This is a genomic window from Parasphingorhabdus sp. NYA22, from assembly GCF_976973735.1.
Map to the genome: position 1 here is coordinate 1,272,974 of NZ_OZ333477.1, position 22,873 is coordinate 1,295,846.

At 57.0% G+C, this 22,873-nt stretch carries 17 protein-coding genes; 11 read left to right on the forward strand and 6 right to left on the reverse strand.

Translation table 11 applies throughout. The annotated features are described in order from the left end of the window. Window positions 1–6: 6 nt before the first annotated feature. On the reverse strand, window positions 7–4,659 hold the full coding sequence (gltB, locus tag ACWFTY_RS06145; protein WP_447526477.1) for a glutamate synthase large subunit: 4,653 nt from the start codon (window positions 4,657–4,659) through the stop codon (window positions 7–9). Window positions 4,660–4,962: 303 nt separating this feature from the next. Between gltB and ACWFTY_RS06150 the strand changes: the two genes are divergently transcribed. The 6 genes from ACWFTY_RS06150 to ACWFTY_RS06175 all read left to right on the forward strand — a co-directional run bounded on the left by ACWFTY_RS06150 (window position 4,963) and on the right by ACWFTY_RS06175 (window position 13,765). Then, window positions 4,963–5,913 carry an XdhC family protein gene (locus ACWFTY_RS06150; RefSeq protein ID WP_447526478.1) on the forward strand — a complete coding sequence of 317 codons (951 nt, stop codon included), beginning with the start codon at window positions 4,963–4,965 and terminating at the stop codon, window positions 5,911–5,913. 84 nt (window positions 5,914–5,997) lie between these two features. Beyond that, window positions 5,998–9,195, forward strand: a complete 3,198-nt coding sequence (locus ACWFTY_RS06155; RefSeq protein WP_447526479.1) for an amidohydrolase family protein — start codon at window positions 5,998–6,000, stop codon at window positions 9,193–9,195. A 79-nt stretch (window positions 9,196–9,274) separates the two neighbouring features. Further along, on the forward strand, window positions 9,275–9,976 hold the full coding sequence (locus ACWFTY_RS06160; RefSeq protein WP_447526480.1) for a hypothetical protein: 702 nt from the start codon (window positions 9,275–9,277) through the stop codon (window positions 9,974–9,976). 283 nt (window positions 9,977–10,259) lie between these two features. Further along, on the forward strand, window positions 10,260–11,483 hold the full coding sequence (locus ACWFTY_RS06165; protein WP_447526481.1) for a hypothetical protein: 1,224 nt from the start codon (window positions 10,260–10,262) through the stop codon (window positions 11,481–11,483). A gap of 280 nt (window positions 11,484–11,763) precedes the next feature. Further along, window positions 11,764–12,162 carry a response regulator gene (locus tag ACWFTY_RS06170; protein WP_447526482.1) on the forward strand — a complete coding sequence of 133 codons (399 nt, stop codon included), beginning with the start codon at window positions 11,764–11,766 and terminating at the stop codon, window positions 12,160–12,162. Window positions 12,163–12,760: 598 nt separating this feature from the next. Beyond that, window positions 12,761–13,765, forward strand: a complete 1,005-nt coding sequence (locus tag ACWFTY_RS06175) for a sensor histidine kinase (RefSeq protein ID WP_447526483.1) — start codon at window positions 12,761–12,763, stop codon at window positions 13,763–13,765. Window positions 13,766–14,297: 532 nt separating this feature from the next. Here the strand turns inward: ACWFTY_RS06175 and ACWFTY_RS06180 are convergent. Further along, the gene (locus tag ACWFTY_RS06180) at window positions 14,298–15,728 is read right to left on the reverse strand and encodes an amidohydrolase (protein WP_447526484.1); all 1,431 of its coding nucleotides are present in this window, start codon (window positions 15,726–15,728) and stop codon (window positions 14,298–14,300) included. 200 nt (window positions 15,729–15,928) lie between these two features. On the opposite strand from ACWFTY_RS06180, the gene ACWFTY_RS06185 reads away from it, so the two are divergent. After that, complete coding sequence (locus ACWFTY_RS06185; RefSeq protein ID WP_447526485.1) at window positions 15,929–16,195, forward strand: hypothetical protein; 267 nt, start codon at window positions 15,929–15,931, stop codon at window positions 16,193–16,195. Window positions 16,196–16,259: 64 nt separating this feature from the next. Here the strand turns inward: ACWFTY_RS06185 and mobA are convergent, their stop codons facing one another. The 3 genes from mobA to recF form a co-directional block, all read right to left on the reverse strand. Then, entirely contained in the window at window positions 16,260–16,850 is a 591-nt protein-coding gene (gene mobA, locus ACWFTY_RS06190; RefSeq protein WP_447526486.1) for a molybdenum cofactor guanylyltransferase, read from the reverse strand. A gap of 40 nt (window positions 16,851–16,890) precedes the next feature. Then, window positions 16,891–17,571, reverse strand: a complete 681-nt coding sequence (locus ACWFTY_RS06195; RefSeq protein ID WP_447526487.1) for a CHAP domain-containing protein — start codon at window positions 17,569–17,571, stop codon at window positions 16,891–16,893. An 86-nt stretch (window positions 17,572–17,657) separates the two neighbouring features. Beyond that, window positions 17,658–18,731, reverse strand: coding sequence for a DNA replication/repair protein RecF (recF, locus tag ACWFTY_RS06200; RefSeq protein ID WP_447526488.1), 1,074 nt, complete (start codon window positions 18,729–18,731; stop codon window positions 17,658–17,660). Window positions 18,732–19,344: 613 nt separating this feature from the next. Between recF and ACWFTY_RS06205 the strand changes: the two genes are divergently transcribed. The 4 genes from ACWFTY_RS06205 (at window position 19,345) to ACWFTY_RS06220 (ending at window position 22,189) form a co-directional block, all read left to right on the forward strand. After that, on the forward strand, window positions 19,345–19,524 hold the full coding sequence (locus ACWFTY_RS06205; protein WP_447526489.1) for a PspC domain-containing protein: 180 nt from the start codon (window positions 19,345–19,347) through the stop codon (window positions 19,522–19,524). A gap of 126 nt (window positions 19,525–19,650) precedes the next feature. Further along, window positions 19,651–20,610, forward strand: coding sequence for a cation diffusion facilitator family transporter (locus ACWFTY_RS06210; RefSeq protein ID WP_447526490.1), 960 nt, complete (start codon window positions 19,651–19,653; stop codon window positions 20,608–20,610). A gap of 206 nt (window positions 20,611–20,816) precedes the next feature. Then, complete coding sequence (locus ACWFTY_RS06215) at window positions 20,817–21,395, forward strand: lysophospholipid acyltransferase family protein (RefSeq protein ID WP_447526491.1); 579 nt, start codon at window positions 20,817–20,819, stop codon at window positions 21,393–21,395. Between the two features lie 2 nt (window positions 21,396–21,397). After that, complete coding sequence (locus ACWFTY_RS06220; RefSeq protein WP_447526854.1) at window positions 21,398–22,189, forward strand: DUF1295 domain-containing protein; 792 nt, start codon at window positions 21,398–21,400, stop codon at window positions 22,187–22,189. 5 nt (window positions 22,190–22,194) lie between these two features. Here ACWFTY_RS06220 and ACWFTY_RS06225 read toward each other — a convergent pair whose 3' ends face one another. Beyond that, the gene (locus tag ACWFTY_RS06225; protein ID WP_447526492.1) at window positions 22,195–22,854 is read right to left on the reverse strand and encodes a DsbA family oxidoreductase; all 660 of its coding nucleotides are present in this window, start codon (window positions 22,852–22,854) and stop codon (window positions 22,195–22,197) included. Window positions 22,855–22,873 lie beyond the last annotated feature (19 nt).

A 22,873-nucleotide genomic window follows, 5' to 3' on the forward strand; every position in this document is an offset into this window, starting at 1 on the left:
CTTCAATTATTCTGCAGCAACGATAGCGTCGAGACGCTCGGCTTCGAGTTGTTTCAGCGCCGCCGAATAATCGCGCGGCATGACTTTGACGAAACGGCCAAGGGCCTCTTCCCAATTGTCGAGAATCTCGCTGGCTCGCTTGCTGCCGGTATAAAGCTTGTGACGCTCCAGCAGGATCCTCAGCCGGGCAGCGTCATGATAGAGCATGTCACCCATGCCAAAATCATTCACATCGACCGGAAGCTGCTGTGGCGGCCTGGTGTCTTCACCATCATCCGCGTCATTGTCGATAGTCTCGATATCGACCATCGCCATATTGCACCGCTGACGGAACAGGCCGTCCTCATCATAAACATAGGCGACCCCGCCGGACATGCCAGCCGCAAAATTGCGTCCCGTCTTGCCGAGCACAGCAATCACACCACCGGTCATATATTCACAGCCATGATCGCCTGTGCCTTCGACGACGGCCACCGCGCCGCTGTTGCGAACCGCAAAGCGCTCGCCCGCGACGCCGTTGAAATAGGCTTCACCGGCAACCGCACCATAGAGCACGGTATTGCCGACGATGATATTCTCGGTCGGATTGCGATCGACATGGCTTGGCTGTTTGACAACCACGCGGCCACCCGAAAGGCCCTTGCCGACATAGTCATTGGCATCGCCGACCAGTTCAGCCGAGATGCCGTGCGCCAGAAACGCGCCAAAGCTCTGGCCGGCAACGCCTTCGAACGATAGCTGGATGGTGTTGTTCGGCAGGCCTGCGTGGCCATATTTTTTCGCAACTTCGCCCGAAAGCATCGCGCCGACCGTCCGGTTGACGTTCTTTACCTTGCGTTCGATCTTGACGGTCTGGCCATTGTCCAGCGCCGGCGCGGCGGCCGCAATCAATTCCTGGTCGAGCGCAGCTTCAAGCCCGTGTTCTTGCGTTATCGTCTGGTGCAGTGGTTCACCCTCGGCGAGAACGACCTGATGCAATATACGCGACAGATCGACGCCTTCCGCTTTCCAGTGGTGCAGCGCCTTGCTCATGTTGATCCGGTCCACCCGGCCAACCATTTCCTCGATTGTGCGGAAGCCCATGTCGGCCATAATCTGGCGCAGCTCTTCGGCGACGAAGAAGAAATAGTTGATCACATATTCCGGCTGTCCGGTGAATTTCTTGCGCAGTTCCGGATTTTGCGTCGCGACGCCGACCGGGCAAGTGTTGAGATGACATTTGCGCATCATGATGCAGCCGGCGGCAATCAGCGGCGCCGTAGCGAAGCCGAATTCGTCGGCACCCAAGAGAGCGCCAATGGCAACATCGCGACCGGTTCGCAGGCCGCCATCGACCTGCACCGAAATTCTCGAGCGCAATCCGTTGAGCAACAATGTCTGCTGGGTTTCGGCCAGACCGATTTCCCACGGCGAACCTGCATGGGTCAGCGAGGTCAAAGGCGAAGCGCCCGTTCCGCCATCATAGCCGGAAATGGTCAGATGATCGGCGCGTGCTTTTGACACACCCGCGGCAACCGTGCCGACGCCGACTTCAGACACCAGTTTCACCGAGATACGCGCACCGGTATTCACATTTTTCAGATCGTGGATCAGCTGTGCCAGATCCTCGATCGAGTAGATGTCATGATGCGGTGGCGGAGAAATCAGGCCAACACCAGGGGTCGAATGGCGAACCTTGCCGATATTCTTGTCGACCTTGGCACCGGGCAGCTGGCCGCCTTCGCCGGGCTTGGCACCCTGAGCCATCTTGATCTGGATATCGTCTGCATTGACCAGATATTCGGCGGTAACACCGAAGCGGCCACTCGCGACCTGCTTGATCGCAGAGCGCATGCTGTCGCCATTGGCCATCGGAATGAAACGATCCGGTTCTTCGCCGCCTTCGCCGGTATTGGATTTGCCGCCAATCCGGTTCATCGCAATCGCCAGCGTCGTGTGCGCTTCGCGGCTGATCGAACCGAAGCTCATCGCGCCGGTGGCAAAGCGTTTCACGATCTCGGTCGCCGGTTCCACTTCGCTGATGTCTAGCGGTTCATTGGCCTTGGTCAGTTCCATCAATCCGCGAATGGTCAGCAACCGTTCGCTCTGCTCGTTGATCGATTCTGCAAATTCAGCGTAATTTTTCGGATCATTGCCGCGCACCGCATGCTGCAGGTTCGCGATATTGGCCGGCGTCCAGGCATGTTCTTCGCCGCGGATCCGGTAGCCATAGATACCGCCGGCATCCAGCATATTCCGGTAGATCGGATTGTCGCCATAAGCTTCCGAATGCCGTTTCACGGTTTCTTCCGCGACCTCGGCCAGTCCGACGCCTTCGATCATCGTCGCCGTTCCGGTGAAATATTTTTCAATAAATTCACTGGATAGGCCAACCGCATCAAAAATCTGCGCGCCGCAATAGCTTTGATAGGTCGAAATGCCCATTTTCGACATGACCTTCAAAATGCCCTTGCCGATCGCCTTGATATAATTTTGTTCGACCTGCTGCGTGGTCAGCGGCAGCTCGCGGCGAACGCGAATTTCCTCGAGCGTTTCAAAAGCCAGGTAGGGATTGACCGCTTCCGCGCCATATCCTGCGAGCACGCAGAAATGGTGCACTTCGCGCGCTTCTCCCGTTTCCACCACAAGACCGGTCTGCATCCGCAGGCCCTGACGGACCAGATGATGGTGAACCGCTGCGGTTGCCAGCAAGGCCGGCATCGCGATCCGGTCCGGGCCCTTGGCGCGGTCGGAAAGGATCAGAATGTTACGGTCGGCAAGCACCGCTTCGGTTGCTGCCCAGCACATTTCCTTCAGCGCCATTTCGAGACCGGCTGCGCCAGTCTCGGCATCCCAGCTAATGTCGATGGTTTCGGTTCGGAATGCCCCATCCAGCGCATCTTCAACCGAACGGATTTTCAGCAAATCCGCATTGGTCAGCACCGGCTGGTCAACCTCCAGCCTTTTATGCGTACCGGCATCATGGCCGAGCAGATTGGGACGCGGCCCGATCATCGAGACCAAGGACATCACCAGTTCCTCGCGGATAGGATCAATCGGCGGGTTGGTTACCTGAGCGAAATTCTGTTTGAAATAATCGTAGAGGAGCCGCGGCTTGCCGGACAGAACCGCAATCGGTGTGTCGGTGCCCATCGAGCCGATCGGATCGAGGCCGTCGCTCGCCATCGGCTCGAGAAACTTGGTGACATCTTCCTGGGTGAAGCCGAACGCCTGCTGGCGATCAAGCAGCGCGGCAGGACTGTCCAGCCCGTTCGCCTTTGGTGCATCGACATCGTCAAGATCGTCAAGATCGAGGTCTTTCAGATTATATTGCGTCGATTCCAGCCATTTCGCATAGGGCTTGGCCTTGGCGAGATCGGCCTTGATCTCTTCGTCCTCGATGATCCGGCCTTGCTCCATATCGATGAGCAGCATTTTGCCGGGCTGTAACCGCCATTTGCGGACGATATTGTCTTCCTTGACCGGAAGCACGCCGGATTCCGACGCCATGATCACATGACCATCGTCGGTGACGCAGAAACGGGCAGGGCGAAGGCCGTTGCGGTCGAGCGTCGCACCGACTTGCCGTCCGTCGGTAAAGGCGACGGCGGCCGGGCCATCCCATGGCTCCATCAAGGCAGCATGATATTCGTAAAATGCTCTGCGGTCGGCATCCATCGTCGGATCGCCGGCCCATGCTTCGGGGATCAGCATCATCACCGCATGTGGCAGGGAATAGCCGCCTGCGACCAGCAGCTCCAATGCGTTGTCCAGGCAGGCCGTGTCGGATTGACCGTGCGGGATCAGCGGCCACATCTTGTCGAGGTCGGCGCCCAAAAGATCGGATTCCATGGTCCGGCGACGGGCATTCATCCAGTTCACATTGCCGCGCACCGTGTTGATTTCGCCATTATGCGCGATGAACCGGTAGGGATGCGCCAGTTTCCACGAGGGGAATGTGTTGGTCGAGAAGCGCTGATGGACCAGAGCCACGGCAGAGGTGGTGAGGGGGTCGAGCAAGTCCTTGTAGAATGAACCGACTTGATCCGCGAGCAACAGGCCTTTGTAGACAATTGTCCGGGTCGAGAAGGACGGCATATAAAATTCGGTCAGACCGGGCATGCCATTTTTTTCCGCGATCCCATCGAGCGGATTGTGCACCTGCTTGCGGATCGCCAGGGTTTTGCGCTCGAATGCATCCTGATCGGCGATCGATTCGCCTCTGCCAACGATCGCCTGACGAATCGTCGGCATCTGGTCGAGCACCGCTTTACCGATGCCCGTCGTGTCGATCGGCACGTCGCGCCAGCCGATCATGACTTGCCCTTCCTTGGCGATGAAACGCTCGAAATGTGCCGTGGCATATTCCGTTTCGGCCGGATCCGACGGAAGGAAGCACATCGCGACAGCATAATCGCCAGTAGCAGGCAGAGTCAGGTTTTCGGATTTCGCCCAATCCCGCAGAAGCGCGTCAGGAATCTGCAATAATATCCCGGCGCCATCACCCAGAAGCGGATCAGCGCCAACGGCGCCGCGGTGGTCAATATTGACCAGAATCTCGAGGCCACGTTTGACCGTGAGGTGCGATTTCTCACCTTCAATATTCGCGACAAAACCGACGCCACATGCGTCATGTTCGTTCTTTGAATCGTACAGGCCTTGCCGTGGCGGGAAACTCATATTCCGTCCTCATATTTCGATAGGATTTTTGTAATTAAGATGCTCCTAGATGGATTTTTACGCATTTTGAAGATAAGATTTATGCAGAGGGGTAAAGAAACGTTGCGCGGATAGCGATTGCCGCTACGGACGTCCGGTTAATTGGGACGAAATTGGGTGCGATTTCAAATCGATGGCTGACTTCAAAGCCGGTGCGGGTCAACCTTTCTCGCCTGCAGACATCAAGGAGATTGCCCAATTTTCCGGTTTGAGGCATGGACCGGCTAGCCAGATCCATTTCCGTAACCGGCGGGACAGTCAGTTTTGAACAATATTTTGCCCACCTTCGACTTTCTGCAGGCAAAAACGGCAGCGAACCAGAAAACGGTCTTGATTACGCTGGCCGCGGTTACGGGTGCGTCGACGCGAAACCCGGGCACGCATATGGCCGTGGCAGAGGATGGTTCGTCGACCGGGTCTTTCTCCGGCGGATGCGTGGAGGCCGCTGTCGTTGCCGAAGCGCTGGACGTGATCAAAACCGGCGCGCCGCGTGAGATCAGATTTGGCGCCGACTCTCCCTATCTTGATATCCGGCTACCGTGCGGCGGCGGCATCGACCTGTTGTTTACCCCGATCGTGGATCGCGCGATTGTAGCCGATATTTTTGACCGGATTGAAGCTCGTATGCCGCTGACGATCATCCTCGATAGTCAAAGCACTGATATCAGCTGCGAAGCAGAACTGGCGCACCGGACATCGGTGGAGCGGGAAGGTTCGCAGATTTTGGTGCATCACATTCCAGCAGCCAAGCTGAACATATTGGGACACGGGCCATCGGTCGAAAGCCTGGTTGGATTGTCGACGAGCTATGGCATCGATTGCGCTGTTCTGTCACCAGACCCCGGTGTGATAGCTGCGGTTGAGGGCTTGGCTACGACCGCGGACCTGCTGAAAACGCCGCAGGCGACGCCACTGCTTGATCCTGACCCCTGGACAGCCTGCATTTTTTATTTTCACGATCATGACTGGGAGGCGGCATTGATGAAGCAGGCTTTATCTTCACCTGCCTTCTATGTTGGTGCAATGGGCAGCCGCAAAACCCATGAACTCCGCCTGCAATATCTGGCCGATATTGGCGTTCCAGCAGAAGAGAGCGACCAAATGGTCGCGCCGATCGGCCTGATTCCGTCGACGCGGGACCCGGCGACACTGGCCTTGTCGACTTTGGCGCAGGTGGTGGAAAGCTATCACCGGCACTTTGGGTTCAAGACATAATTAGTAAATATTGTTCCTAGTTTCTTCTGGTCACAAACTGGATTAGAGGGAACAGAATGACGACATTCTTCTCCGGGGATTAACATGAAATATAGTCTGGTTTCGGTTCTTGCGACATTGTTCATTTCGGGGGCCGCGCTGGCTCAGGACAAATCCGAAGAGGTCAAATGGGATGTAAATGCGCCGACCGGCGCGACAATCAAGCAGGTTCCGATCAACGTCGACGAGGGCAGCTGGATCGATGTCGATGTCAGCCCCGACGGCCGGAACCTGACCTTCGCCTTGCTCGGTGATATTTACACTATGCCGATTGCGGGAGGGTCTCCGACCCGGATCGCCGAGGGCCTCGCATGGGAAGTGCAGCCGCGTTTCTCGCCCGACGGCAAGCGCATCGCCTTTACCTCGGACCGCGGCGGTGGCGATAATATCTGGATCATGAACCGCGATGGCAGCGACAAGCGACAGGTCACCAAGGAAGAATTCCGCCTGCTCAACCAGCCGAGCTGGAGCCCTGACGGCCGTTATGTCGTTGCGAAAAAGCACTTCACCACCGGGCGCTCGCTCGGCACAGGCGAAATCTGGATCTACCATGTCTCCGGTGGCGGCGGGGTGCAACTGGTCAAGAAACCCAGCGAAAAGCATCAAAAGGAACTCGGCGAGCCGATCTACGCGCCCGATGGCAAATCGGTCTATTACACGAGGAATATCACGCCCGGCGGTACGTTCATCTATGCGCAGGACAGCAACAGCGACCTGTTCAACATCGAAAAATATGATCTGGAAACCGGTGAAGTCACGACAGCGGTGTCGGGCCTCGGCGGGTCCGTGCGTCCCAATCCTTCTCCCGACGGCAAGAAAATCGCCTTTGTCCGCCGCGAGATGACCAGATCCAAGCTCTACGTAAAAGATCTGGAATCCGGCATTGAACGCAAGGTCTATGACGATCTCGATCAGGATGTGCAGGAAACCTGGGCGGTGACCGGCGTCTATCCGAATATGGACTGGACTCCCGACAGCCGCGAAATCGTTTTCTGGGCCGGCGGCAAGATCCGGCGCGTAGCGGCTGACGGCAGCGCCTCCTCAGTGATCCCGTTTCAGGTCAGCGATACCCGCGGCGTCGCCAATGCCCCCCATCCGACAATCCCGGTTGCACCCGATAGTTTCACCACCAAAATGCCGCGTTTTGCCGCAGTATCTCCGGACGGCCGGACCGTTGTTTTTGAAAGTCTGGGCAAGCTCTACTCCAAGCCGATGAGCGGCGGGACGGCCAAGCGGCTGACCAGCGGTTCGGAACGCGAGTTGTTCCCTTCATGGTCGCGCGATGGCCGTTCGATCGTCTTTGTCGGCTGGACCGATGCAGGGCTGGGCCAGATCAAGACCGTATCGGCAGGCGGCGGGTCTTCGCGCACCGTCACCAGCCGGCCCGGCCATTATGCCCGTCCGCATTTCTCCCCCGACGGCAAGAATATCGTTTTCGAGATGAAGGAGGGTGGTTATATGACCTCGCCCGACTGGTCGGTGGAAGATGGCGTCTACCGCGTGCCAGCCAGCGGCGGTGCACCTGTGCGGGTGGTCAAGGGTGCCGCCGGTCCGCAATATGGTGTGTCCAGCGACCGGATTTTCATGCTCGAGAACGAGGACGATCAGCGCGTCCTGATCAGCACTGATCTCAATGGTGAAGCAAAGCGCACCCATGCCAAAGGCGACCTGACCAACGATTATATTGTCTCGCCTGACGGACTGAATGTCGCCTTCCGGCAAAGCTATGAAGCCTATGTCATGCCGCTGATGCCCGGCACCCAGGCGGTCGAGGTTAGTCCGACCAGTACATCGCTGCCGGTCACGAGGGTCAGTGCCAATGGCGCGGACTATATCAACTGGTCCAAGGGCGGGCAGGCGCTCCACTGGAGCATCGGGCCCACGGTCTATACCGCCACGACCAGCGCGCTGTTCCCCAATGCGCCAGCCGCGAAGGATGCGCCCAAATATCAGCCGCCAACCAGCGGCGTGTCGCTCGAACGGACGATTGCAGCAGAGAAACCCTCCGGAACGGTTGCGCTTACCGGCGCGCGGATTGTCACAATGGCGGGCGACGAGGGCGGGATCATCGAAGATGGCGTGATCGTCATTCAGGGCAATCGTATTGCCGCAGTCGGACAGCGCGGCCAGGTCACTATTCCCGCAGGCGCCGCGACTGTCGACGTAACCGGCAAGACCATCATTCCCGGCCTGGTCGACGCCCATGCGCACGGTCCGCAGGGCAGCGACGAACTGGTGCCGCAGCAGAACTGGTCGCTCCTGCAAAACCTGGCGCTCGGCACGACCACAATCCACGATCCATCCAGCCGCGCCAGCGAGATATTTGTCGCCAGCGAAATGCAGCGCGCCGGGATGATCCTAGGTCCGCGCATTTTCTCGACCGGCGAGATCGTCTATGGTGCTAAAGCCGCCGACGTCTACGCAGAGATCAACAATCTCGACGACGCGCTCGCCCATGTCCGCCGTCTGAAGGCGCAAGGCGGCAATAGCGTCAAAAACTACAACCAGCCCCGCCGCGAACAGCGGCAGCAGGTGGTCGAGGCGGCCCGTCAGGAAAATATGCTGGTCGTGGCCGAAGGCGGTTCCTTGTTCGGCATGGACATGGCGCTGGTCGCCGACGGCAATTCGACGCTCGAACATAATATCCCGCTCGATATCTTCTATGAAGATGTCGTGCAGATGTTCTCGCAGTCCGACACCAATTACACGCCGACTCTGGTGGTCAGCTATGGCGGGCTCGCCGGTGATCCCTATTGGCGTCAGGCCACCAACGTCTGGGAAAATCCGCTGCTCGTCCACACCCCGCCGACCATATTGGCCGCAGACACAGTCCGTCGGACCAAAGCGCCGGAAAGCAACTTCGTTGATGACGACAATGCCCGTGAAGCGAAAAAGCTGGCCGATGCCGGCGTGAAAGTCTCGATCGGTGCGCATGGCCAGCAAGCCGGCATCGGCAGCCACTGGGAACTATGGTCCTTCGTCCGTGGCGGCATGAGCCCGGTAGAAGCGCTGGCGGCCGGCACGATAGTCTCTGCCCAGTCGCTGGGTATGGCCACAGAGATCGGATCACTGGAAACCGGTAAGCTCGCCGACCTGCTGGTGCTCGACGCCGATCCGACCGCCGACATCCGCAACAGCGACAAAATTAACCTCGTGATGCTCAATGGACGGCTATACGATCCGCTGACGATGAACGAGGTTGTCACCGGCTCAAGAAAGCGCGCGGCTTATTGGTGGGAGTGAAGGTCAGGGGTTCGAAGATTATTGCCTTTTCCTCCGTGCTCCCATCGCAATCCATAACCAGCTTAGGAAACTGTCGACGATGAGAAAACTTCTGCTGTTGCTCTTTTTGTGCCTTTATCCCGTTAGCCCGGGCCAGGCTCAACATCCTCTGCTTCTTCAAAAACTCAACGAATGGAACGACGCAGATCCCGTGCCGAGCACCGAGAAGTTGAAGGAGCAGATCCAAAGTGCCGCGCGAGAGGTCTATGGGCTGAACGACGCCTGCACCAGTTCCGCGATTTTTATCGACAGAATTCATCCGGCGACTGCAGATCGATTTGTTTTCAATGCGCTGATCCGCAATCAAATGCGCAACGCCTGGACTTTGATTGTCCGTATGCCGGGATGTGATGCCGCTCAGGTCCGCTATATGGTGATGCAGGATACAGACGACAGCCTGAAAACGATTCGCGTCAATCGCGGCATATCTTATGCATCAGACTCGCTGATCAGTGATGCGCTTCCGTCAGCAAGGGCCGCCGCTTATATCGCGCTCGACCGCGCAGGCGTCAGTTGCGAGATTGCTGACAAATTCAAATTGGGCGTAATCCGCATTGAATCCGAAGAGGAAGGCCTAGGTGCAGATTTATTCGGTGTCCGCTATACGGGTAGTTGGGACGAGGTTTGGCCGATTGAGACATGCAACCGGATAGCGGAGGTTCTGGTCAAGTTTACCGCCGATGGTGACGGGGGTGCCTATTTTCACTTTCCTGGCGATCAGGTCAAAATTTTGCCGAGATAACATTATATTGTTTCGACGATATATATATCGGCATAGCGGTCATGTTAAGTGACTGTACCTGTGTAAAACGCGATCGATAACAGTATAAATTCCGTAAACTGGTAACTAAATCCACTATAATTGGATGAACCCCAGTTTAACCGGCGCCTCAATTCACTGAACGCCGAATGAATAGGGCGTTCAGGAACTCCGTTCGTCTCTTTTTATGGCTCATTCTGTCCCTGTGGAGGGATACCAAGCTCGTTCTGGCGGGTTTGTTGTTCACCACATTAGGAGAAATGAAATGACCAATAGCATCAAGATGACCAAAAGCATCAATGTGTCCCTGAGTCACGGTTTGCCGGCCAAGGCGGCTGGCAGCCTGTCCATGATCAGCATGTTGGCGATTTCGGTCGGAATGGCCGCGGCGCCCGCGCAGGCCCAGGAAATGACAGCACCAGCCATGACCGCGCCCGTACAGGCACCGCCGGTAATCGGCCCGCAGCCTGCACCAACGGCATCGCCGACGATGGCTCCCACTATCGCAGCGCCACCGGCAAGCAGCCCACCGGCTGTCAAAGCGGAAACTATGCCGTCCGTCAGCCAGGAGCGGGCTGATGAACTGGCCAATAAGGGCGGCTTCGACGCTGAAACCGTAGCGCCCGAAGCGCTGGCGCAGATCGAGCGCGAGCAGCAGGCGCGCAGGGCGGCCACGGCAAAAGCTGCAGCAGCTTCCGTCAAAACGCCCGTTAGGGCTTCCGGCAGCGCGAGTCCTGCTGTCGATAATCGCGCACTAGAGGCTACCGCCGTTGCCGAAATGCCGACAGTTCTGGAAATCGGGACAGAAGGCGCGACTGGCACAGTTGCGGCGATCCCGACCGCTCAGCCGACACCGGAAGTTGCGGCATCGCCCGATGCCCTCTCCGGTGAAGCCGGCGCCGACTGGGGCTTGCTTGCCGCACTGGCAGCGTTGCTGGGCGTTGGCGGTGCAGGCGCCTATGCGGTCAGTCGTCGGCGTAAAAGCGAAGGCGAGGCACCAACCGAGCCGCGCAGCAACGATCCCCTTCCTGCTTCGCTGACTGCGGCGACCATTTCCGATCAGCGCCACGATCTGGTTGAGGAAGAAACCGATCCGGCGGCGGATATGGAGCAGGTCACGGCCCGGACGCTGGAGAGCAAGGCGACAACCAATGCGGACTTCGCGCAATTTGTCGCAGACCTGCCGGCCTTTGAAACACCGGCCGGCAAGGCAAGTCGCGGAGTAGCCCTCGGCGAGCGCCGTGTCGCAGCAGCGCCGAGACCCTATCTGGCGGAAGCAGATCTGGCCCGCACCGCAGGATATTTTACGGCCAATGTCGACGCCTTGCCGACGCCGCAAAACCCCTTCCTGACCCGCGAGAAGCGCCTGAAACGCGCCCGCTATCTCGACGGAAAGCTGGCGGGGATGAACAGGCCACCGCGCGAAAGTCGGACAAGAATAGCCGGCGAGATGAAAGTCTCTCGCCCGCTGGAACCGGCTTTCAGCTAGTCCCGCTAATCACAGCCGACGACAGAGGGTGGTCCGTTAATTCGGGTCATCCTTTTTCTTTGCAACAGCCCCCGCATTCGCTGGCGTCTGTGCCGGTGCAAAGCAGCCGATATTAATAATGTCGCCCATCTGACGTACATGATGAACGATCAAGAAAAAGACCGGTGGCTATTCCGTTGAGCTTCTCAAAACAACTCAGGCCGACCCGCTCACCGCCGGGTCCTCCTGCCACGTCGACAAGAAACAGCAACCGGACAAGGTCGCCAGAAACGCACGGATATTGGTTGCCGAAGATCATGATATCAACCGGGTGCTGATAACGGCACTTTTGAAGCAGCTCGGATCTTATCCCGACATCGCCGAGGATGGCGCCGAAGCGATTGAAAAGATCGAGCAGGCGATCAACGACGAGGACCCCTATTCGATCATATTGATGGACCTGCAGATGCCAAATGTCGATGGCATGGGGGCGACCCGCAAGCTCCGCCGGCTGGGTGTCACCAACGAAGCGCTGCCGATCATAGCCATCACCGCCCATGCCTATCAGGAGGATATCAAGGCCTGCCACGCAGCCGGCATGCAGGAACATCTGGGCAAGCCGATCATAAAGGACGATCTGGGCAGAGTGTTGGAAAAATGGATGCCGGTGGCGACGGAGGCCGAGCAGGTTCGGGTGTAGAAGGGGCAAGCGCGGGATGAAATGTTGTTTGTTCGGGCGGTGTTCGCGCCACATTGGGTAGCAATACGCTGACCGGAGCAACAATCCTCAACCTCAACACCTGAAAACTCCTTTCCTACACCCGCCCCAATTCTCTATCTTCCTCACCGATCCCACGACAAGCGCGGGGCTGGCTCTTTGACAATCTGGATATGCGGATGACCCTGTCGCTCGCCTGCATAGATCAAGCGTGCTGGATTATGCAGCCATTTGAAAGGTCACACTCGGCCCCAGGCTGGCGGCACGCAAAGGCAGAAAATCTGCGCCGATGAGGCAAAGGTGACAGAAAACAAAAGCAGACGTTTCTGTAAACTTTGCCGTGAGCCACAAAAAGGGGCAGGCGCGCACGAAGTGATAAAGGCACCAAGGCTTCGAGCAAGCATCCGATCGCCTAGCGGTTTCGCGCGAGGCCAGTATATGGCCGAGTCCCCGATTATTCGTTGCTCCCCGCTTCCTATGCATTTTCAGGTCTGGAACGGGATTTCCCGCCCGACAAAATGCATGTCCCCCAGTCGATTTGCAATTGCTGGTAATTGCGATTGCGACTAATCAAATCGACATGCAAAGAATTACCCAGCTGGATGCGATCGATCACGCACCGAAATTGCCGGAATTGATTACCCAGTTGCTTGTAGGAGTGGGGTGCACGCTGCTTGCACTTCTGATGCGGTTTCTGGTCGATATGATCTACCCGGGGGCCGCGCCTTATGCGCTCAATGTCCCTGCCATGCTGATCGCCACGTTGATTGGCCGTTTCCGCGCTGGTTTACTTGTTCTGATACTGACATCCATCGTCACATGGTACGCGATTGTTCCGTATCAGGGGAGCTTCACCTTCGCCAATATCTCTGACGGACCCCGCACGATAGTCAATATCGTGACCGGATTGCTGCTGATCGGTCTGACGGAGTTTGCCCGCCGGAATGTTCGCGTTTTGCTACACGAGCGGGAGGAGCGGATCGCAGAACGTGAAATGTTGCTGCGCGAGGTGGATCACCGGGTGAAGAACAACCTCGCAATCCTCACCAGCCTGCTGCGTCTCCAGCAGCATGAGACCGAAAATAAGGACGCCAAACTCGCTCTGGAAAAAGCGGCCGGCCGGGTGCTTAGCCTGTCAAAGGCCTATGAAAACCTCCATTATGGAATCGATAATATTGCGGTCGTGCAATTCGACCAGTTTATCAAGCAGCTTTGTGAGGAGGTCGGCAACGCGCTGGCTCTGGAAGGCGGCATCGTGATCCGGATCGATACCATGCCCTGCAAATTGTCGCGCGACCGCGCATCGGCGATGGGGTTGCTCATTAATGAAGTCGTCACAAATGCGGTGAAACATGCGTTCAAGGGACGCGAATCCGGCGTGATCGCGATCTCCCTGACCGGAGATGATGAGCAGGCGATATTATCTATCGAAGATGATGGCATCGGGCTTCCCGAGGATGTTCGGGACGGTGCCCAGGGACGACGCTTTCTTGATGCCTTCGCCGCCACAGCCAAGGCCGGGCTTGAATGCGAAACAGGCAATGAAGGCACGCGCTATATCGCAACATTGCGCGACCTGCCTTGAATTTGGTGGGAAGCCCCGACAGCGGAACTCTCTGATCAAACCCCAAACTGGTGACCGGAATAAAGCTTTCCTACACCCAGTCCAATCATCTATTGTCCCCACTGGCCCCTCGACGTGCGCGGGACAGGCTCTTTGACAATCCGGATAAGCGGAAGACCCTGCCGCGCGCCCGCATCGAACAGGCGCATAGGATTGCGCGGCGATTTCAAAGGTTACACTAGGCCCAAGATTGTGGCCCAACAAATCCCGGAAATCTGCGGCTTTGGGGCAAAGGTCGCAGAAAATAAAAGTAGACGTCTGTGTAAAGTTCGCGGCGAGCCCTAAAAATAGTCCGGCCCGCACGAAGACACAAAGTCGCGAAGAGTTTAAAGAAGCCGCGCAGTCGCTTTGCGGCTTCGCGTCTTCGTGTGAGTCCAATAAACGCCCTGCTCAAAGGGACCGCGCATTTATTCGGCCGGCTGCCAAAACAGGCTGTCCTACACCCGACCGCATGACCTAAACTCTCGCCATGACGTCGACTCACGTGCCCCGACTATTTACGGTAATCCAGCGGCGGATCGCGGTCGCCGAGCAGCGACTTATATTGATAATCCGGCCCCCGCGCCTTGTCGAACTCGGCCTTGGCCTCGGCGCGCAGCTCGGGGTTGGTGTAGAGCTCTATCGCCGCCAGCGTCAGCGTCTTGGCCGCGACCTGGGTGCCCTTGAAGCCGATCGACATGCCGCTCGCTGCAGACGATTGCCAACTGTGCGCCGAGGTGCCCGGGACCCAAGTCGCGGTGCGCAGACCGACGGTTGGCGTTGCGTAGGAGACATCGCCGACATCGGTCGAGCCATAGCCGAGCGATACATTATAAGGTTGAATCTCTTCCTGGCTGCCGAGCGCATGGCCGGGCTTGTCAAAGCTGGCGTAAATGCCCTCGGCAAATTTCTGCTCCTCGGCCGTATAAGTGACGCCACCGACCTGTCGCAATTTGGCGTCCATCATCTTCGCCAGCGGTTCGTTGACCAGCAGCGGGTTATTGCCGTGGATCACTTCCCAGTCGACCTTGGTGCCGGTGCCCATCGCCGCGCCGCGCGCCGCATCTTCCAGCCGTGTCCAGATCGCATCGACTTCGGCCGGATCGGGGTGGCGGACATAGTAAAACACTTCGGCAAAGTCGGGCACGACATTGGGGGCGGTTCCGCCTTCGGTGATCACATAATGGATCCGGCTTTGCTGCGGTATATGCTCGCGCATCATGTTGATCATCATGTTGAAGGATTCAACGCCGTCGAGCGCCGAGCGGGCCTTTTCCGGGGCGCCGGCGGCATGGGCGGAAACGCCGCGGAAACGGAATTTGGCCGAGCGGTTGGCCAGCGTCGTGCGGGCGGCTGCGGAATTTTCATCAGCGGCATGCCAGTGCAGCGCGATATCGACGTCGTTGAACAGACCGGCGCGGACCATATAGACCTTGCCGCTGCCGCCTTCTTCGGCCGGTGTGCCATAGAGCCGCACACGCCCCGGCGTGCCACTCTGCTTCAGCCATTTGCTGATTGCAATTGCGGCTTCCAGCGACCCGGCGGCGAACAGATTGTGGCCGCAGGCATGGGCAGCCCCCTTGCCCTCGATCGGGGTGCGGGTGGCGAGGGCATCCTGGTTGATGCCCGGCAGCGCGTCATATTCCGCCAGGATCCCGATCACCGGTCCACCGGTGCCAAATTCGGCGGTGAAGGCGGTCGGGATGTCTGCGACGCCGGAGTCGATCTTGAAACCGTTGGCTTTCAACGTCTGTTTGAGCAGATCGCTGGATTTCTGCTCCTGATAGCCGACTTCCGCCCATTCCCACAGTTGGCGCGCCGTCTTTGCAGATTCTCCGGAACGGGTATCGATCAGGGCCGATATTTCCGCCATCATATCATTTTGCTGGGCCTGCGTGACTGCAGGAAGAGTCGCAAGGGCGAGCGTTACGGCATATCGGATCATGTAAACCTCATAAGACTAGCAAATTGGGTAGAGGATTGCACAAGCGACAGGAGGGGGCAACAGGCTTGTGGTTCCACTTTTTGCACGTGTTTTCCGGTCAATTGCAAAAATGCAACTCGCAGGTGCAGCATTTCATATTGCAACTTAATATCGCTCGGTCATAGTCGCCCCACAATTTTCAAACCAAATGGAGTAACACCATGCGTAAACTAACCTCCCTGATCCTCGCGGCAACCGCGCTGTCCTTCACCGTCCCAGCAGCTTCCGCTGCCGAAGCAGAGCGCAACGACCGCCTGTTCGATGCCACTGGCGCGAGCGTCGCTAAAGTGAACCGGGTACTGGACTCTGGCGATCTTCTGGTCATCTACAAGGGCAAAGTACGGCGGATCGAAGCTTCGACCCTGTCCAACACCGAGGGCAAGCTGGTCACCAGCCTGACCAAGACGGAAATCCGTCGCCTCGACTAGGCACATCGTTGCTTGATAAAAAATCGCAGTGATCATCGCTGCCAAAAAAAGCCGGTGCTTCCCCTCAAGCGCCGGCTTTTTTGACGCCCCCAGCGGCGATCAGGTCTTCCGGACGGTTGATGTTGATGAATGGCCGATCGTCGGGCCAAGACACCGATATTGCGCTACATTCTCGGGCGAGCCATTGCAGCGACGGCGCTCGCTCGCCGGGTTGATAGGTGGCCCGGACGGCATTGACGATATCGCAGCGCCAGTAGGCAAAGGTCGGATGGACGCGCTGCTGGTCCCGCGCAACGGCGCAACTGCCGCTCGCCGATAGCCGGTCGATCAGGTCCACGGGTGCATGAGGCGCGTCGACCGGGACCGTGACAAAGCCTTCGATAGCGGACTGCATCTCCAGCAGACCGGCAGCGACCGAGAAGATGCCGCCGACCGGACCATCCGGCGCATCCCGGTCATCGTTGATGATTGACAGCCCGGTCCCGTAATCTTCCCGCGCCGAGAGCAATATCCGGTCCGCTGTGCCGGCATATCTGTCGATCAGTCGGTCAATCAGCCGTTGTCCTTCAAAACTGATGACCGTCTTGTCGCTGCCCATGCGGGTCGACTGGCCACCGGCAAGAATGACGAGGCATGAGGGCAGGGACGTGATCATATGTGTGTACCGGTGTGAAGCATGTCGCTTCAATCTGGACTCAGCTGCCCACTCTGTCCAGCAATTCCCCGATCAAGTCTCTGGGTTCCGTATCGGCCGGCCGTTCCTGAACGGCGGATTGGGCAAGCTCCGCTTTCAACCTGCGGTCAAACAGCGGGCGACTGGGCCGTCTGCTGCTGTGCTGCGGTTTGGAAGATGCCCATTGACGGCTGGCTTTTTTGGATGGTTTCGCGGGATAGATGAAGCCATTGACTGGAAAGGCCGTGGTCCCAAGCTTGCCGATCGGCGCATACCAGATTCGGACCCTGCTCCAGTCGTTGTCTTCTGAGACATCCTTGGCCTTAACACGGCGCTCGATCTGGCCGCGCCGGCCATTGATTGGCGACCAGTTGGCATGGCTGATCAGGATCGTGCGCTCATCGACAATTTCGCGAACCACTGCGACATGGCCGAGCCTCATTGATCCATGGCTGGGCAGGGACAGGACCGCACCCTCCGCGGGCATAGTTCCGCGTTGGTAGCTTCCGTCCGCCTGATCCCACCAGCTATGGGCGTCGCCATAAATTGTTATGCCGCTGAGCTCGCGGGCAAAAGGAACGCATTGCAAATAGTCATTCGCATGCGCCGGAGCGGGCATCATGATCGCCTGCAATACCAGCAGCATGGGAATGATCGCGTTGCGAAGAGTGATCAGTATGTTTTTGAGAGCCGTTGCGTTCATCCGAACGGGCATAGAGGCATGGCGGAAAGTCTAAGCTAATGATCATCGTGAATCACTCGTAAACCATATCCCATCCGTTCGAGTCTCTACCTCGGCGTGACAGTGCCGTCCGAGACTTCGAAATGCAGCGCGTTTTCCGGTATGTCGCGGAATAGTTCCGGTTCTGTACCAGTCAGCCAGACTTGCCCCCCACGCTCCGCCAGCTTGCCGAACAAGGCTGCTCTGCGCTGTGGATCAAGATGGGCTGCGACTTCATCGAGCAACAATATCGGCCGGCTGTCGCGCCGTTCGGCAATCAGATCCGCGTGCGCCAGGATGATCGAGAAAAGCAACGCTTTCTGTTCGCCGGTCGAGCATTTGTCGGCGGGTTGCTGTTTCGCCGAATGAAAGACGTTGAGGTCGGTTCGATGAGGCCCCCGTATGGTTCGACCGGCTGCGCGGTCGGCGGACCGGTTTTGTTGTAGCATCCGTTGAAGTTGCTGCTCACCGTGCAACTGCCCGTCGGCGAGTTCCACCGCCGGTGTTGCGAATATCTGGCTGTCTGATTGCCGAAGCCGCTGGTTCAATGCGGAAACCATCCGGTTGCGGGCTTCTGCGACGAGCGAGCCAAATTGTGCCAGTTGCACATCCAAGCCGTCGATCCAGTCCTTGTCCGCCGAATATGCATCGGCGAGAAGCCGGTTGCGTTCGCGCCGGGCGGCTTCGTAGCGGGCGCAGTTCCGTGCATGGGAGGGCTCTAGCGCTGTCACCAGCCGGTCGAGAAAATTGCGGCGCCCTGACGCGCCCTCTGTAAAAAGCCGATCCATCGCGGGTGTCAGCCACAATATCGAAAGCCATTCCCCCAGATCGTTGGTCGGTACAGCTGCCTCGTTGATCCGGGTTTTGCGCCGTTCGGGCGCATCTATGCTGGTGCCGCTTCCTAGATGAACATCATCCAGTTGTGCGGCGACGGCGAAATCGCCGGGGCCATTCTGGCTGGCGATATCGCGGAGCGAAGCGCGGCGGAGGCCACGGCCTGGCGCGAGCAGCGACACCGCTTCCAGTATATTGGTCTTGCCTGCGCCGTTGGCACCGCTGAACACCATGAACCCAGGGGCGGCATTCAAACGCAATTCCGGATAGTTGCGAAAGTTGTGCAGAGTGAGCTGTGACAAGGTCATGACAGGGCTGGTCACTAGCTTTCGGCAACTGTGATGAGAAGCAAATTCGGCGCGGGTATATGTTCTATCTGATCCGAGGAAGTCGTTGGCCAATATTTGGGAAAAACCGCCAAAATTCGGTTTAAGGCAATTTTCCGTGGGCTGCGAGATTGAAGCAACCTATTGGAATATACACAAATATATAAACTGGCACGGCTCATGCAAAGTATCAGACATCTTCGCAACGATGCGAAAACAGTTTCAAGCCGAAAGGAAATCAAAATGTTCTCGAATGTCTCCAGCAACATCTCCGCCGCCGTAGCCGCAATCTTCTCTGCCGCCATATTTGTGGGCGCCAGTGTCGGCCCCGCAGTCAGCAACGCCGCATCGGTCGTCGCTTAAGTCCAATTCAACCTAGGAAAGCACAGCCCATGTCAATCAATCTTCAGAATTCTTTCTCCGCCGCTTTTGCCGCAGCCGTTTCAGCAGCCCTGTTTATCGGCGCCAGCATTCTGCCCGCCATTAACAATGCATCTTCGGTGGTGATCTGATGGCCAGCCAAAACAAGAACTCGGAATCCGCATCCGGCAGTTGGCCGGAACCCGTCTCGTCCAGACAAGGAAGCAAACAACCCATGAAAAATAAACTGAAACTCGACAAAGCCAATGGCAAGCTGATGGGCGTCTGCTCCGGACTGGCCAACTGGAGTGGAATGGACGCCAATCTGCTGCGTATCATATTCGTTCTCGCAACTATATTTGGCTTTGGTTCCGCAGTTATAATCTATCTGGCGATCGGTCTGATTGTCGACTGATCTCGACATCAGGTCGTCACTAGATGATATAACATACGGAAAATATTGTATAAAGATGATAGACCGCTCTGACTAATCCGTGTAATCGAAAATTTGAACATTCGCATTGCAATAGTCGGAGCGCCGATGTCCGCAGGTCATCATCACAATCACGGCCATGTTTTCCATAGCCATCACGACCGCCACGGCGCGCATGGCCATATGCCGACGAATTTCAGCCGTGCCTTCGCGCTCGGAATTTCCCTCAACATCATATATATTGTCGTAGAGGTCATATTCGGCCTGCTGGCCGGATCCATGGCACTATTGGCTGATGCCGGTCATAACCTGTCTGATGTTCTCGGGCTAGCCGTTGCCTGGGCTGGCGCGGAACTGTCCAAACGGCCGCCCAGCAAACGATTTACCTACGGTCTCGGCGGATCATCGATTCTGGCTGCTTTGCTTAACGGGCTTTTCCTGCTGGTTGCTTGCGGCGCCATCGCCTGGGAGGCGATTGAACGATTCAGCGCGCCCAGCCCGGTCGCGTCAACCACAGTCATCGTTGTCGCCTCGTTCGGCATTGTCATCAATTTCGGGACTGCCATGCTTTTCGTGCGCGGCCAGAAAGAAGACATCAACATCCGCGGTGCTTTTCTCCATATGATGGCCGATGCCGGCGTGTCGGCAGGAGTGGTGATTGGCGGCATCGCGATCTATTTCAGCGGCCTGAACTGGATTGATCCGTTGATAAGCCTGCTGATCGTCGCGATTATCTTCTGGAGCACATGGGGGCTGTTGTCTGAAGCCGTGCATATGTCATTGGCAGGTGTGCCGCGGGATATCGATGTCGAGGAAGTTATGGCATATCTTGCTTCTTTGCCTGGCGTTCAGGCCGTGCACGATCTGCACATATGGCCGATGAGCACGAGCGAGACGGCGATGACAGCGCATCTGGTTTTGCCAGAGGGACATCCGGGTAAAGGTTTTCTGGCCTCCGTGCAGAAAGAGCTGAATATGCTATTCTCGATCCACCATATCACTATCCAGATCGAACTTGAGGATGAAGAAGCAGATCTGTGCCAGACGGACTGTAGCGGCCAAAACTGAGGCGAGCCCGAATATCTGTTGCAGGCAATCGCGGCATCAAGTGACGGTGACGATTGCACCAACGGACATCTTTCGTTGCGCAGCCGGAAAATAGACTTATGGTCTTCTGGCAAACGCGGCGCTCAATCCCGCGAGAGGGAGGATGTGTGCACGACGAGATTAAACCGAACTGGTTGTCGGAAATTGTTCGTCGATTTTCTGTCTTCATGTTTACAATAAACGGATGGTCTGCCGTTCAGGAAAATCCGCCACCAAGAAAAGCCGTCATCATTGCCGCGCCTCATACCAGTAACTGGGACTTTCTCTATTTTTTCGGGCTGATCAATAAACTGAAGATCAAATCCTACTGGATCGGAAAAGACACGTTATTCAAACCACCCTGGGGCGATATGATGCGTCGCCTGGGCGGCATTCCGGTGAACAGGTCAAAATCGCAGAATATGGTCGACGCGATGGTCAAAGAATTCGAGCGGCGCGAAGATTTTCTGCTGACAATTCCGCCAGAGGGCACGCGCGGTAGCGTGAAAGAATGGCGGACAGGCTTTTATTACATCGCGCTCAAGGCAAAAGTGCCTTTGATAATCGGTTTGATGGACTATTCGAAACGCAGCGGCGGATTGGGTCCATCCTTCATGCCTTCCGGAAACTACAAAGATGACATGCGGAAGCTCAGCGACTTCTATTATAGCGTGACACCTAAATATCCCGACAAAGCGATGCGCGATATTGTGTCGACCGAACCCGGATCAGCCGGTGACAAACTTGATAAAGGAGAGGTCCGTTGAACGTGCTCGCAGCCCTCGGACTGAATTTCGGCTTGTTGGTCGCCATCATGATCATCCTGTGGTTGATTTCAATACGTATCCGGGACGTATCCTTCATCGATGCCTTCTGGGCCTATGGCATGGCTGTTATGGCCAGCGCGTCTTTCATGCAGACCGAAAACCCCGGATCACTGGCTTACACGATCTGGGCACTCACTGCGCTTTGGGGTATCAGGCTGGGAACGCATCTGTTCCTGCGCTGGCGCAAGGAAGGCGTCGATCCTCGCTATAAAAAGATCATGGGTCGCGCGATGGAGAAGCAGGGCATGAGCTTCGCAAAAGCGGCTCTACTCAAGGCCTGGGCGATGCAAATCCCGTTGCTGTTCATCGTCTGCTTGCCGGCTCAGCTCGGTATATTGCTGGCGGGTGCCGATAGCCTGTCATATATTTCCGTCATCGGTGCTGTGATTGCCGTGATCGGCATCGGTTTTGAAACCATAGGCGATATGCAACTCAAAGCTTTCAAGGCCAATCCGGCCAGCAAGGGGAAGGTGCTGGATAGCGGATTGTGGAAATATACCCGCCACCCCAATTATTTTGGAGATTTCTGCGCCTGGTGGGGGATCTGGCTGGTCGCGGCGCCGATGGGCTGGCCCGTCTGGCTAGCCGCAATCGGCCCATTGTTCCTGAGCTTCACGTTGATGAAGTGGAGCGGCGCACCGTTGCTGGAGAAAAGCCTGAAACAGAACCGGCCGGACTATGTGAAGTATATTGAACGGACTTCCGGATTCTTTCCGATGCCGCCGAAGAAATAACCGGGCTAAGCGGCTTCTTTGAGCAGCTTGTTTTCAATAATATTGGCAAAAACTTCCGCTTCCTGGGCGCCTGGCACCATGAACTTCTTGTTAAAGATGAAGGCCGGTACGCCGGTGATGAAACGGTCTTGCCACTCGGCTTCCGTCGCCCGTATTTCTTCTGCAAAGAGGTTGGTGCTGAGCAGATCACGGGCGCGTTTTTCGTCCAGACCGACTGACGCTGCGACGGATACCAGGGTATCATGATTGCTGACATCCTTGCCATCCGTGAAATGCGCTTTGAACAAAGCCAGTTTCAGAGCGGTCTGCTTGCCGGTCTCTCCGGCCCAGTGGAGCAGGCGGTGGGCGTCAAATGTGTTCACCATCCGCATCTTGTCACCATAGCTGAATTCAATACCTAGCTCGCTACCGGCGTTACGCAGGCGCTCTCTATTGGCTTTGCTTTGCTCGGGCGTAGCGCCGTATTTTTGAGCCATATGTTCGCTGATGTCTTGGCCTTCCGGCGGCATGGACGGGTTTAGTTCAAAGGCATGCCAAGCCAGTTCAAAACGGGCCTTGCCTTCGAATTGCTGCATCGCTTTTTCAAGCTTCTTATATCCGATGATACACCATGGACAGACAACATCGGAGACGATGTCGATAGTGATGACAGGTATATCGGACATGGGAACTTCCTTGATTATT

Bases quoted from the DNA above. Each gene is read 5' to 3' on its own strand.
- gltB (WP_447526477.1), bottom strand. From the start codon at position 4,659: ATGAGTTTCCCGCCACGGCAAGGCCTGTACGATTCAAAGAACGAACAT.
- ACWFTY_RS06155 (WP_447526479.1), top strand. From the start codon at position 5,998: ATGAAATATAGTCTGGTTTCGGTTCTTGCGACATTGTTCATTTCGGGG.
- ACWFTY_RS06160 (WP_447526480.1), top strand. From the start codon at position 9,275: ATGAGAAAACTTCTGCTGTTGCTCTTTTTGTGCCTTTATCCCGTTAGC.
- ACWFTY_RS06165 (WP_447526481.1), top strand. From the start codon at position 10,260: ATGACCAATAGCATCAAGATGACCAAAAGCATCAATGTGTCCCTGAGT.
- ACWFTY_RS06175 (WP_447526483.1), top strand. From the start codon at position 12,761: ATGCAAAGAATTACCCAGCTGGATGCGATCGATCACGCACCGAAATTG.
- ACWFTY_RS06180 (WP_447526484.1), bottom strand. From the start codon at position 15,728: ATGATCCGATATGCCGTAACGCTCGCCCTTGCGACTCTTCCTGCAGTC.
- ACWFTY_RS06185 (WP_447526485.1), top strand. From the start codon at position 15,929: ATGCGTAAACTAACCTCCCTGATCCTCGCGGCAACCGCGCTGTCCTTC.
- mobA (WP_447526486.1), bottom strand. From the start codon at position 16,850: ATGATCACGTCCCTGCCCTCATGCCTCGTCATTCTTGCCGGTGGCCAG.
- ACWFTY_RS06195 (WP_447526487.1), bottom strand. From the start codon at position 17,571: ATGAACGCAACGGCTCTCAAAAACATACTGATCACTCTTCGCAACGCG.
- recF (WP_447526488.1), bottom strand. From the start codon at position 18,731: ATGACCTTGTCACAGCTCACTCTGCACAACTTTCGCAACTATCCGGAA.
- ACWFTY_RS06205 (WP_447526489.1), top strand. From the start codon at position 19,345: ATGAAAAATAAACTGAAACTCGACAAAGCCAATGGCAAGCTGATGGGC.
- ACWFTY_RS06210 (WP_447526490.1), top strand. From the start codon at position 19,651: ATGTCCGCAGGTCATCATCACAATCACGGCCATGTTTTCCATAGCCAT.
- ACWFTY_RS06215 (WP_447526491.1), top strand. From the start codon at position 20,817: ATGTTTACAATAAACGGATGGTCTGCCGTTCAGGAAAATCCGCCACCA.
- ACWFTY_RS06225 (WP_447526492.1), bottom strand. From the start codon at position 22,854: ATGTCCGATATACCTGTCATCACTATCGACATCGTCTCCGATGTTGTC.